11 protein-coding genes and 2 pseudogenes are annotated in these 13,100 nt (G+C 36.8%); 9 read left to right on the plus strand and 4 right to left on the minus strand.

The annotated features are described in order from the left end of the window. Positions 1–18: 18 nt before the first annotated feature. Both AC0L8O_RS09770 and AC0L8O_RS09775 read left to right on the plus strand, forming a co-directional pair. Complete coding sequence (locus AC0L8O_RS09770; RefSeq protein ID WP_473447698.1) at positions 19–333, plus strand: biotin/lipoyl-containing protein; 315 nt, start codon at positions 19–21, stop codon at positions 331–333. 644 nt (positions 334–977) lie between these two features. Next, complete coding sequence (locus AC0L8O_RS09775; protein ID WP_473447699.1) at positions 978–1,652, plus strand: NAD(P)H-dependent oxidoreductase; 675 nt, start codon at positions 978–980, stop codon at positions 1,650–1,652. Positions 1,653–1,863: 211 nt separating this feature from the next. Here the strand turns inward: AC0L8O_RS09775 and AC0L8O_RS09780 are convergent. Then, a pseudogene (locus AC0L8O_RS09780) lies at positions 1,864–2,189 on the minus strand (aldehyde dehydrogenase family protein); the annotation flags it as partial. Between AC0L8O_RS09780 and AC0L8O_RS09785 the strand changes: the two are divergent. Continuing rightward, positions 2,175–2,626, plus strand: a pseudogene (locus tag AC0L8O_RS09785) (hydroxylamine reductase); the annotation flags it as partial. The pseudogenes AC0L8O_RS09780 and AC0L8O_RS09785 overlap by 15 nt on opposite strands. A 568-nt stretch (positions 2,627–3,194) precedes the next feature. Here AC0L8O_RS09785 and AC0L8O_RS09790 read toward each other — a convergent pair. Beyond that, positions 3,195–3,563 (minus strand): helix-turn-helix domain-containing protein, encoded by a 369-nt coding sequence (locus AC0L8O_RS09790; RefSeq protein ID WP_473447701.1) that lies wholly within the window; start codon positions 3,561–3,563, stop codon positions 3,195–3,197. A gap of 419 nt (positions 3,564–3,982) precedes the next feature. Between AC0L8O_RS09790 and AC0L8O_RS09795 the strand changes: the two genes are divergently transcribed. The 6 genes from AC0L8O_RS09795 to AC0L8O_RS09820 all read left to right on the plus strand — a co-directional run bounded on the left by AC0L8O_RS09795 (position 3,983) and on the right by AC0L8O_RS09820 (position 10,674). Next, positions 3,983–4,987: an asparaginase gene (locus tag AC0L8O_RS09795; protein WP_473447703.1), complete on the plus strand. Its 1,005-nt coding sequence runs from the start codon at positions 3,983–3,985 to the stop codon at positions 4,985–4,987. Between the two features lie 236 nt (positions 4,988–5,223). Next, positions 5,224–6,237: an asparaginase gene (locus AC0L8O_RS09800; RefSeq protein ID WP_473447705.1), complete on the plus strand. Its 1,014-nt coding sequence runs from the start codon at positions 5,224–5,226 to the stop codon at positions 6,235–6,237. A 59-nt stretch (positions 6,238–6,296) separates the two neighbouring features. Beyond that, positions 6,297–7,730: an aspartate ammonia-lyase gene (gene aspA, locus AC0L8O_RS09805; protein ID WP_473447707.1), complete on the plus strand. Its 1,434-nt coding sequence runs from the start codon at positions 6,297–6,299 to the stop codon at positions 7,728–7,730. 102 nt (positions 7,731–7,832) lie between these two features. Then, entirely contained in the window at positions 7,833–9,245 is a 1,413-nt protein-coding gene (gene nhaC, locus AC0L8O_RS09810) for a Na+/H+ antiporter NhaC (protein ID WP_473447709.1), read from the plus strand. 216 nt (positions 9,246–9,461) lie between these two features. Then, positions 9,462–10,256, plus strand: coding sequence for a fumarylacetoacetate hydrolase family protein (locus AC0L8O_RS09815; RefSeq protein WP_473447710.1), 795 nt, complete (start codon positions 9,462–9,464; stop codon positions 10,254–10,256). A 217-nt stretch (positions 10,257–10,473) separates the two neighbouring features. Continuing rightward, positions 10,474–10,674, plus strand: coding sequence for a hypothetical protein (locus AC0L8O_RS09820; protein WP_473448814.1), 201 nt, complete (start codon positions 10,474–10,476; stop codon positions 10,672–10,674). Positions 10,675–10,865: 191 nt separating this feature from the next. On the opposite strand, the gene AC0L8O_RS09825 is transcribed toward AC0L8O_RS09820, so the two are convergent. After that, positions 10,866–12,350: an aldehyde dehydrogenase family protein gene (locus tag AC0L8O_RS09825; RefSeq protein WP_473447712.1), complete on the minus strand. Its 1,485-nt coding sequence runs from the start codon at positions 12,348–12,350 to the stop codon at positions 10,866–10,868. 384 nt (positions 12,351–12,734) lie between these two features. Next, positions 12,735–13,079 (minus strand): hypothetical protein, encoded by a 345-nt coding sequence (locus tag AC0L8O_RS09830; protein ID WP_102231603.1) that lies wholly within the window; start codon positions 13,077–13,079, stop codon positions 12,735–12,737. Positions 13,080–13,100 lie beyond the last annotated feature (21 nt).

Genomic DNA, 13,100 nt, shown 5'->3' on the forward strand with positions numbered 1-13,100 from the left:
GAACAAAGGAGGAGACACATGATAGAATTTAAACTACCTGATTTAGGGGAAGGTATGTATGAAGTAGAAATTATCGAGTGGATGATTAAAGAAGGGGAGCTAATAACAAAGGATCAACCGGTAGTAGAAGTTCTAACAGATAAATTCAATGCGGAATTGACTGCGCCGGTAACAGGAGTGGTCAAGAAAATCTTCTTTTCCGAAGGAGATAGAGTAGAAGTAGGAACCACTATATTCACTATTCAAGCTGAGAATGTAACGACAAATTTAGAAACAAGCCTAGCAGATCAAGAAACCGCAGTTACTGTCGAAAGTAATAGAAAACACAAGTGATACCTAAGAGCCTTCACTTGGTGAAGAAAAAGATTTTGTCAGTTAAAGTGAATAGACTCTGTGAAAGACTAAAAATATTCACTCTTAACGATCGAGTGTGTCCAATTTTGTATGAAATGGCAATGTTTAAAGGAACATTGCCATTTTCTAAAGTAATTCAGATGAATATTTCTTAGAAATCCAGACACTCTTAACTTCCTTTGAGTTGTTTAAAGCGTAAGATCCCATTTTACAGCAGATTCCCGATTGCTTGTAATCGCCAAATGGTAATGCAGCCATCAAATACATTGTAGCAGTTTACACGATTACTTATTACTAACTTCTCCGTCGAAACCATTTTCCTATCCCTCTAAATATCTTTCTTCAATCAAAAAGATCAATCCTAATTAAGCACCTCAATGATAACAACGATCACTGGTACTTTTATCATATTAACTTTCTATAAAACAGATAGATGATTGTGAAACGAGGGGACGGCTCAAGGCCGGTGAAAGTGTAGAAAAACAACTTCTGGAGGAAGAAAAGTAAAGAGTGTAGTTTGAAAGGTAGAGCTAATTCTTTGATAAATATAACCTAAATTATATACAATATGTCTTGAACAAAACAGGTTTTTGTAATCTATGAAGAAAGAAGATGATTTCACCATGAGCAATCATGACACTAAAAAACAAGAAATCCTTGCTGCATTCAATTTTCGCCATGCAACCAAGGTATTTAACCCGACGAAGAAAATTTCCGAAGAAGATTTTAGCTTCATTTTAGAAACAGGCCGTTTGTCTCCAAGTTCGGTTGGATATGAGCCGTGGAAATTCCTTGTTGTACAAAACAAGGAGTTTCGAGAAAAGCTAAAAGAGGTTTCATGGGGTGCCCAAGGACAACTGCCGACTGCAAGCCATTTTGTTATTATTCTTGCACGTACAGATGTAAGATTTGATTCTGAGTATGTCCAGCAGTTGCAAAAGCATGTGAAGCAGATGCCTGATGATTTACTTGAGACACTAAAACCGAGATATAGAAGCTTTCAAGAAGAAGATCAACGTCTGTTTGAAAGCGACCGGGCATTGTTTGATTGGGCGAGCAAGCAAACATATATTGCGCTAGGCAATATGATGACAGCTGCCGCACAAATCGGTATTGACTCTTGTCCAATTGAAGGCTTTAGTTATGACAAAGTAAATGAGATCTTGGAGAAGGAAGGACTTCTTGAAGATGGCAAGCTTGCTGTATCAGCTATGGTTGCTTTCGGCTATCGCGAAGAAGATCCGGCACGCCCGAAAACGCGTCGTGCTATGGAAGATGTTGTAGAGTGGATTAACTAACTTTATAATGATTAACATAAAGGAATTTTGTACCTAGCTGAAGGTCGACCTAAAAATGCAGTAGCGTTTTTGAACGGATGACAAAAGTTAGACACGAATACCCCAAGCAGTTTCCTAGACACGAGCAAGGCTAAATACCGGGCTCGTGTCTTTTTTTAATTTCATTCATTTTGTCGTTTTAATAAGGGTCCATCATGAAACGGAAAAATCCCTGGTTTTGTTGTTCTGTTGAAACAAGTGGACCAATTTCCGTATCTGCGTGGATTCCTGATCCTTGTTTTATTTTTTCTGCGTGACTTACCATGTCTGCCACGACATTATCGAATTGTTTCTATTGAACGAACACTCGGGATCCAGCGCAGCAAACTTGTCCCTGGTTAAACATAACTCCGTTTAATGCACCAGGAATGGCTTGTGTAAGATCAGCATCAGGTAAAATGATGATTTTCCATCTAATTCAAGTGTGATACGTTTTAACGTTTTCGCAGCCTCCCCCATAATGAGCTTTCCAACTTCAGTTGATGTGATGGACGCGATAAAAGTAGAACATATTATAAAGAGTTTGCAGAAGAACTTCCTAAGGATACCATCATCTTAACAGCTGGTTGTGCAAATATAGATACAACAAGCTTGATTTGGGTGATATCAATGGTATTCTAAGAGTCCTTGATGATGGTCAATGTAATGATTCTTACTCACTTGTTATGACAGCATTAAAACTAAAGGATGTATTTGGTTTGGAGAGTGTTAACGATCTTCCATTGTCTTATAATATCGCCTGGTATGAGCAAAAAGCCGTCATCGTATTTTTATCACTCCTTTATCTAGGTGTGAAAAACATTCATGTTGGGCCGACATTACCAGCATTTCTATCACCAAATGTCACAAACTTCTTAGTAGAAAACTTTGGTTTAGAAAGCATTACGAATACAAAAGATGATTTGGATATGTTTATGAACGTTGGTGTGAACTAAATGTATAGAGAACTAGAGCTTGATATTTTCCATTCGTTTTTCGTAGGAAGAGCGAAGTGTTTTTTTTGCTATAAAAAGAACAACATATTTTAGGACACATATCGAAAAGTTCTAGATTTGTTTTACTTATACAAACAAATCTTTATATGACCAACTGATCTACAGTCACAAGGTTAATATCATCAAGTGGCAGATTTTCCTTTTTTTTGATCATGCAGCCATTGGGGATCTCTCCCTAAATATTCAATAAAAGTAGTTCATGTTTCCTCGTTATTGAGTTGTCCAGGTTTTACTCCCTTTGGAAATCAAACCAATTTCTTCGTTAACTAATTTGAAAAATAAGATTGAATACACACTGAAAGTGAGAAGTGTGAAATTTTTAGAGGATTTACTCATCATCAAGTTACTAACTCAAGTTATTAACATCATAATATGAGGGGGCTTATTTGAATGGATACGATCATTTTTGATGTCGATGATACGCGCTATGTTAGGGTCAATCGTGAATGACAGCAGCATTTGAGAGGTCAAGAGGCTGCTTAAAGGAATAAAAAAGACAAAACATCATTCAAATTCCATTTTTCTCAATTTCACGTTTTGCTCGTATAAATGCAATAAAATGATAAAGTTCTTCAGGAGATAAGATTTTTTCATCGATTGCCAGCTGAATGTTAGCCAACTGAGTTTGATCTGTTAATTCCACAGGGGAATTTTCCTTCGCTTGTAGTGGGGGAAAGTGCGGATCATCTGTTTTTTCTAATAAATAGTCAACGGATGTTTTAAATAATTCTGCAATCTTTTTTGTCGTATCAAGTGATGGCTCGCGATAACCAGACTCGTATCCTGCATATGTACTTTTGGCAATTTCTAGCTGGTCGGCTATATATTGCATTGACCACTTTCTACTTTTTCGTAATTCAGCTAATCGATTTAACATTTTTCATATCCTCCAAAATAATTCCCTTTATTATAACATTATTTATAATAAGCTTGCATGTGTAAAACATAAAATGTTCGCGAATTGAATAAAAACTCTTGTAATTTTCCTGATAATTCTCTAGAATTTAATTATAAGTTCTCGAAACGCGAATTTTTACTTTGGAACGTTTAATTGGAAGCGAATTCAAAAAAGAGTTTCTTTAGCTTCATAAAATTATATATTTACATAATCTTAGACATAAAATAGTGAACTTTATTCGTTTTTATACCTAGAAAACAATCTAGTAATCTTAGTTTACTCTAAAACTGCCTTATGTTCTTTGCTTCAAGAAAAAGTAAAGATAATGAATACCTCGAAAAAGTAATTATATGTGATAAAATACAGGAAAAAAAGGTCTTTTAGAAGGAGGAGTGCATATGAAAAAAATCCTATTGTTAACTACTGGAGGTTCGATTGCATCTGTATTAGGGAAAGAGGGTTTATATCCAGAAATCCCTGCTGAGGAAATTGCCAGTTATTTACCTGAACAACATATTAGATATAAAGTAGAATGTAAAAACCTAATGAATATTGACAGTACAAATATGCAACCAGAATCTTGGGTTAAGGTAGCAGAAGCTGTTAATGAACATTATGATACGTATGATGGATTTGTTATCACTCATGGAACAGATACTATGGCATATACGTCAGCAGCCATTTCGTACATGCTACAAAATCTTGCGAAGCCAGTTGTGATAACAGGTTCTCAAATTCCAATTAATTATAAGCGTACAGATGCTAAGAAAAATATTAGTGATGCTGTTCGGTTTGCGTGTGAAGAAATTGGTGGTGTTTTTACTGTTTTTAATGGACTGGTGATTATCGGGACAAGAACAGTCAAATTAAGGACGAAAAGCTATGATGCTTTTGAAAGTATTAATTTCCCCTATATTGCTCGTGTGAATCATTCTGAAGTTACATATCAAATGAAAATTCCTTCAACAAAAGGTAAGAGAATGAAATTTAACTCTTCTATCTGTCCAGATGTCTTTTTGTTAAAGCTGCATCCTGGAACGAAACCTGAACTTTTTGACTATATAAAGAACTTATACAAAGGTGTCGTTATTGAAAGTTTTGGAACCGGGGGAATCCCTTTTCAAGAGAGAAGTCTAGTTGAGAAAATACATGAACTGATTGCATCTGGTATTACAATGGTGTTTACAACCCAAGTACTTGAAGAAGGTGAGGACCTAGGGCTTTACCAAGTTGGCAGGAAAGTGTCTGATAACATGATCATTCGTACACGGGATATGAATACTGAAGCAATTATTCCAAAATTAATGTGGGCACTAGGCCAGTCAAACGATACTGAAATAGTGAAGAACATCATGGCAAAACCTATTGCTTATGACATTACACCACATAATATGAAAAAATAACGATTCTTTAGATCTTAAAACAAGAGGGGCTAGTTCCTTTGGCTTCAAAGTGTTCTTCCTCTCAAAATGTATTTCTAAAATGATTGAAAAAATTGGATATCTATGTCCTTTGGTTCGCGAATCGCAAACAAAAATGTTTATTTTTACTAAAAGTTCTCAATACGAGTCCGATAACCATCCTTTAAATGGTTATGACTCACAGGGAAAAAGAAATTACTTATGTAAGAGGTGGAATTATGAAAAGAATTCTTTTATTAACTACTGGTGGTACAATCGCTTCAGTTGAAGGTGAAAATGGTCTCACACCAGGAATATCAGATCAAGATATCATTGGTTATTTACCGGAATATAAAGAGGAATTATTGCTTCATAGTATGGTGTTAATGAATGTGGATAGTACAAATATGCAGCCTGAATACTGGGTGGAAATTGCACAAACTATTTATAACAAATATGACCAGTATGATGGGTTTGTTATTACCCATGGAACGGATACGTTAGGTTATACTTCATCAGCACTCTCCTATATACTACAAAATCTAGCAAAGCCAGTAATCGTAACGGGATCTATGGTTCCTATTAGTTTTGGGGAAACTGATGCAAGGAAAAATATGATGAATGCAATTAGGTTTGCTTGTGAGAGTATTAGCGGAGTTTATGTTGTTTTTGATGGAAAGGTGATTAGTGGCACTCGAGCGGTCAAAGTAAAATCAAAAAGTAATAACGCTTTCAAGAGTATCAACTGTCCTTACATCGCTCGTATAGAGGGTTCTGATGTTACCTATTTAGGGAATACCCCGGTAAAACAGAACGGGTTATTAAAATTAGATACCTCAATTTGTAGTAATGTCCTTTTACTGAAGCTTTTTCCAGGAATAACCCCAGATATTTTCGATTATATTAAACACTCTTATCGAGGTGTAGTAATAGAAAGTTACGGAAATGGTGGTATTCCATTTGAAAAGAGAAATTTACTTCCAAAAATAAATGAACTCATAGAAGCTGGGGTTGCAGTAGTGATTACAACTCAGTGCCTTGAGGAAGGGACCGACTTACAAAGGTATGAAGTTGGAAGAAAAATATCCAAAAAACTCATTATTTCTTCAAGAGATATGAACACAGAAGCTATCGTCCCTAAATTAATGTGGGCATTAGGTAAGACAAGTAATTTGGAACAAGTGAAAAAAATAATGGAAACACCTGTAGCAAATGATTTACAAATTCAGGAAAATAATTGGGTAGTTTTATAAAAAGGTAAAAATATGATTCTATTATTCAATTAGTAAATGAGAGTGGGGTATTGATAGAAATGATAAGAGAAACTGGTCAAAGGTATAGAACGGAACGTGATTTTCTTGGTGAAAAGGAAATTCCGGAACATGTATATTACGGAATACAAACGTTACGCGCAATAGAGAATTTCCCTATTACAGGATACAGAATACATGAAGAGATGATCAACGCCCTAGCTATGATAAAAAAAGCAGCTGCATTAGCCAATATGGAAACAAAACGTTTATATAGTGGAATCGGTGAAGTCATTGTTCAAGCTTCAGATGAAATTCTGGAAGGGAAATGGCACGAGTATTTCATTATTGACCCCATACAGGGCGGTGCAGGTACCTCTATGAACATGAACACAAATGAAGTTATTGCCAATCGTGCTCTAGAGCTACTCGGCCATCATAAAGGTGAATATGGACACTTGAGTCCAAACTCTCATGTGAATATGTCACAGTCTACAAATGATGTGTTTCCAACAGCTATTCATATCGCAACACTTAACTTATTAAAACAGCTTCTTGATACGATGAACGACATGTTGCAGGCTTTTAAAAGCAAAGCTAAACAATTTGACCATGTTATAAAAATGGGACGTACTCACCTCCAAGATGCTGTACCCATTCGCCTTGGTCAAGAATTTGAGGCATATAGTCGAGTACTAGAACGAGATATTAAGCGAATTGAACAAACACGTACGCATTTATATGAGGTTAATATGGGAGCTACAGCTGTAGGGACAGGATTAAATGCAGACCCTAAGTATATTAAATATGTTGTAAGCTACTTAGCAGATATTAGTGGGTTTCCGATCGTTGGTGCAGAGCATCTTGTTGATGCAACACAAAATACAGATGCTTATACAGAGGTATCTGCTGCATTAAAGGTGTGTATGATGAACATGTCAAAAATTGCAAACGATCTTCGGTTAATGGCATCCGGACCTCGGGCAGGACTAGGAGAAATTAGTTTGCCGGCGCGCCAGCCTGGATCCTCTATTATGCCGGGAAAAGTCAATCCAGTCATGCCAGAGTTAATTAACCAAATTGCCTTCCAAGTGATAGGAAATGACCATACAATTTGTCTGGCCTCTGAAGCTGGTCAGTTAGAGTTAAACGTAATGGAACCTGTACTTGTATTTAACTTATTACAATCTATCAGTATTATGAGAAATGGTTTTAAAAGCTTTACAGATTACTGTTTAATAGGCATCGAAGCAAATGAAGATAGAATGAGGAAATACGTAGAAAAGAGTGTCGGTATTATTACAGCTGTTAATCCTCATTTAGGCTACGAAGTAGTCTCTCGAATTGCTAGGGAAGCCATTTTGAAGGGGAAATCTGTAAGGGAGCTTTGCCTTCAATATGATGTGCTAACAGAGGAAGAGCTTGATTTGATTTTAAATCCATACGAAATGACAAATCCAGGAATTGCAGGGGTCTCACTTTTTGATCGAGAGTAAACAATATCTCAATACAACTAGCATGATCTTGAAAGCGGGCTACGTACAAGAAAATATCTATTTTAAGAGGATACATAATAATTTGTTATTGGAGGAATAGAAGTGAAAAATGTACGATTACCATCTATTTTAGAAATTGTTTGTACATTAGGGTTGTTTCTTGTCATTGTTTTTTCGTTTACTGCCTTTTTCGATTTACCCATACAGTTGGCACTGTTTATTTCGTGGTTTCTTGTGATTTTACTTGGATTAAGATTAGGGTACCGATATGATGAGCTGCAGAAAGCCATAACGACAGGAATCTCAAACGGACTTGAGGCAATATTGATACTTCTTGCAGTCGGTGCTCTTATCGGGACATGGATTGCAGGAGGAGTCGTACCAACGCTAATTTATTATGGATTGGAATTTATCCATCCAAGTATTTTCTTATTAGCAACATTAATTGTCTGCTCCATCACTTCTTTAGCTACAGGTACATCATGGGGAACGGTGGGAACAGCTGGAATCGCTATGATGGCAATTGGAGAAGGATTAGGTATGCCTCTTCCTCTAGTAGCGGGAGCAGTTCTTTCAGGAGCATACTTTGGTGATAAGCTATCTCCACTTTCTGACAGTACTGTCCTTGCTGCTTCCCTTTCAAAAGTAGAAGTTATTGCACACGTACGTGCCATGTTATATCTAGACATTCCTGCCTACCTTATTACAGCAATTCTTTTTACTGTAGCAGGATTTATATATGGTGGCGATAGCACAGATTTAGAAAAAGTAGAATTTTTAAAGTCAGCAATTCTTGATACATTCAATATTCAAATTTGGATGGTAATACCTGCTATATTTGTTATTGTGATGCTTGCTATGAAAAAACCTTCTGTTCCTTCTATTGCTATAGGGGCTCTTCTTGGGGCTATCTGGGCAGTTGTGTTCCAAGGCATGAATGTCCCCGATGCTGTTGGTACTGCTTATAATGGTTTTTCTATTAACACAGGAGTTGAGTTTATGGATAAACTTCTGAACCGTGGTGGAATAGAAGGAATGCTTGCTTCAGTCGCTGTCATTATATTTGGATTAGGTTTTGGTGGTCTTCTTGAGCATTTAGGAGTTCTAAAAGTGATTGTTTCCAAGTTTCAGAGTTTCTTAACATCAGCTGGAAATGTAACATTATCCACTATAATTGTTGCATTTTTTGCGAAGATTTTTGGTTGCGCTATGTATGTTTCATTAATTTTGACTCCTAAAATTATGGGAGAAAGCTATGACAACTTAAACATTGACCGAAGGGTATTAGCTCGAAACACAGAAGTCGGGGGGACATTAACCTCTGGAATGATTCCTTGGACGGACAACGGAATCTTCATGGCTGGTATTCTAGGTGTTTCTACCTTTGCTTATGTTCCATTTATGTGGTTAAGCTTTGTCTCAATTGCCCTAGCAATTATATATGGCTATACAGGGAAATTTATCTGGTACGTCAAACAGAAACAAGGCGAAGGACAGATTCAACAAACATTTTAATTAAATGATCATTAAGTCTTTTAGTAAAGAGTATTGAGGAATCCTCAATGCTTTTTCACTCCATAAAGAGAAGGAATCTTTAAATTGTCCCCTTTTTAGAAAGCTTGAAAATGAAAATGGTCATAGTCATTGGTTACCTAGAAATAGCTAAAAATAAGGATAAAATAAATTAAACCGTAAACATGTTTAAATTGAGTAAAGGGGTTATTTTGATAAATGAAGACATTACAAAAAACACAAACGATTGTACGTTATCTACATTGTGAGAAAGAGTATTATGGAATTATTGAAGGTGATGATATAGTACAATTGTCTAGTGATTTTACACAAATTGTTAACAATGAGCTAAAGTATGATGGAGTAAGGGTTAAATATAATGAAGTAAAGATAGTAGAACCAGTATCCCCATCGAAAATTGTCAATTTTGGCTGGACATATGCTGGACACGCAAAAGAGACTGGGGGAACGGCTAACCTTCGTGAACCATTTCTGTTTTTAAAACCTTCTTCCTCAATCATACCGGATCAGGGGGAAATCATTCTTCCTCCCACTACCTTAACCGAACAGGTAGAAATGGAGGGGGAAGTAGCCCTTATAATTGGAAAACGGGGCAAAAATATAAAAGAAGAAGAGGCATTAGATTATCTTTTTGGCTGTACTATTTTTAACGATGTGACAGCAAGAGACCTTACTAAATCAGATCCTCAATTTACAAGAGGCAAAGGTTTCGATACATTCGGCCCTTTGGGTCCATACATTGTAACAGGGATCGACCCAACCAATCTAAGAATTGTTACAACCTTAAATGGAAAAGTAGTACAAGATGGCAATACGAATCAAATGACACTTTCAATTCCTTATCTCATCAGTTGGATTTCACAAGTTATGACACTTGAGCCAGGCGATGTTCTAGCTACTGGATCACCTTCAGGGAGTTGTCCAATGAAATCTGGGGATACAGTAGTAGTTGAAGTGGAGAATATAGGTAAGCTTTGTAACTATGTAAAGTAAATCTACTAGCAAAGCAATATTGAATATGTGAATTACAATAATTTGAAGAAATTGGAAGACTGCGTTAAGTGGGCACTGAAACTCGAAGAGAACAAAACAAACGTTCTGTTTTGTGGGATAATAGAAGGCGATAGTAAGGTAAACTCAAGGTTGGTCAGCGTTACCCCGTAGAAAAGGGATGATGCTTATGTTGACAGTATTTCAAACGCTAATGCTTATGATTGCATTTGCAAGTTTGGTGTGGTCAATCATATCTTTTAGAGATATAAACAAAACTCGCCGAATGGCGAGCACTGAAAGGCGAAGCGTGGTGCGTAGTTGCCCTTATACTTTAGACTTAATATTGGCCTCTACCTCGAGTCATCTTCTAGCTGCCAATTTATCTATTTTAAACCTACAAAAAATAACCCACCCTTGAACGTTGGAGTTCAATAGGGTGAGCCCTTTACCTTAAAACGCTGACTCCCTTGTAGGGAACCTGCTATTGTACGACTGTTTGGTGTTACAGCACCGAACAGTCTCTTATTTTATTCAAATCCACTATTATTATAACCAAAGATATCTATGTTGAAAAGTCATTGTGTTAGAGATACCAAGAAATTCAGTAGCTTATTTCTTAGAAATCCAAACGCTCTTAACTTCAGTGTAGTTGTTCAATGCGTAAGATCCCATTTCACGGCCAATACCCGATTGCTTGTAACCGCCAAATGGTGATGCTGCATCAAAGACATTGTAGCAGTTTACCCACACTGTTCCTGCACGAAGGTTTTCCGCAATATAGTGGGCTTTTGCCACATCCCTTGTCCAAACTCCTGCAGCAAGTCCATACTCACTATTATTTGCACGAGCAATCAGATCATCTATATCATCATAAGGCATAGCTGAAATAACAGGACCAAAGATTTCTTCTTTCGCAATTGTCATGTCATCATTCACATTTGCGAAAATAGTAGGAGAGACGAAGTAACCTTCTTCATACGGTTTTGATCCACCTACTAATAGTTCAGCACCTTCACTTACACCTTTTTCAATATAGCCTAATACACGGTTTTGTTGTTCTGTTGAAACAAGTGGACCAATTTCTGTATCAGCGTGGATTCCTGAGCCTTGCTTGATTTTTTCTGCATGACTCACCATATCAGCCACTACATTATCGAATTGTTTCTTTTGAACGAACACGCGGGATCCAGCACAGCAAACCTGCCCCTGGTTAAACATAACCCCGTTTAATGCACCTGGAATGGCTTGTGTAAGGTCAGCATCAGGTAAAATGATGTTCGGAGATTTTCCGCCTAATTCAAGTGTGACTCGTTTTAGCGTTTTAGCGGCCTTTTCCATAATTAATTTTCCAACTTCAGTTGATCCTGTGAAGGCAATTTTATCTACTTGTGGATGGTCGACAAGCGGCTGACCTGCCGTCTCACCAAAACCAGGAACAATATTAAGTACTCCTGCCGGGAACCCAGCTTCTTGAGCTAATTCTGCTAAGTATAATGCAGATAAAGGTGTTTGTTCTGCAGGCTTTAATACAACTGTACAGCCAGTTGCCAAAGCAGCGCCCAGCTTCCACATTGCCATTAATAATGGGAAGTTCCAAGGGATAATTTGTCCGACTACACCAACAGCCTCATGACGGGTAAAGTTAAAATACGGTCCATTGACTGGAATTGTTTGACCGACGATCTTTGTGGTCCAGCCTGCGTAATAACGCATATGTTCTATAGCTAAAGGAATATCAGCATTCGTTGTTTCTCTAATTGGTTTACCATTATCTAATGTTTCTAATTGAGCTAAATCATCTTTATGTTCTTCCATTAAATCTGCCAGCTTGTACATTAAGCGGCTTCTCTCAGCAGTTCCCATCTTAGACCATGGACCTTCATCAAAGGCTTTGCGAGCAGCTTTAACTGCTAAATCGATGTCCTCAGGTCCTGCTTCAAATACATGTGCTAGCACTTCACCTGTAGCCGGGTTATATGTCTCAAATGTTTTTTGCGAAACACTTTCCACAAACTCTCCATTAATAAAGAGCTGCTTCTTTCCATTCAGAAACTTTTCTACTCTTTCTCTTAATTGAACTACTAATTGGCTCATGCTATTCCTCCTCATGATTTGTATTATGTAATGGTCGACACAAGAAAAATAAGTGTCAAAATATTACACTTACAAAACTAGTTTTACATAGTAATAGGAAGAAGTGCAAGGAAAACGCTTCCAAATAATTTGACAAAGTATTTGGATTGGGTGCCAGTTATCATCATTTCTTGTCGAAGTTGATAGAATTTTAGATGGTAGGTTTTATCAGAAATATCTCCTACAGATATTTGTGACTTGATTGAAACTATGTAATGTCCGATTAGAAACAAAGCGTCCTGCATAAAAATTCTGGACGCTTCTAAAATAGGAAACTAAACATATTACGATAAAAATATTAAATTCAGATTGTTAGTAATCAAGAGAAATCAAATACATAAACAATTATTGACAACATACGCAATAGAACAATGTACCGGACATTATAGCATTACCAAAGGAACTTGGATTATCAGAAAAGGTTGCAGTTACTAATTGTACTGAAGAGAATGAACGGCTAGTTGACCCATTTGGTTCTGGGGTAATTGCTAACACTTCTTCATCATTTTCATCAAATACTCTGAATGTTACTGGACAATCGGAAAAATTTGAAAAACTAAGTACTGCGCCGACATTTACAGAACTAGTTTCTGCTTCATATAACACTACTTCCTGACCAACACATGGTCCAGATTGAAAGGTATTGATATTCGCAGAAACTACATTACAATTTACATGCCTTAATCCCAAATATAACACCACTTTCTGTTT

The organism is Metabacillus sp. KJ11-3 (assembly GCF_055808295.1).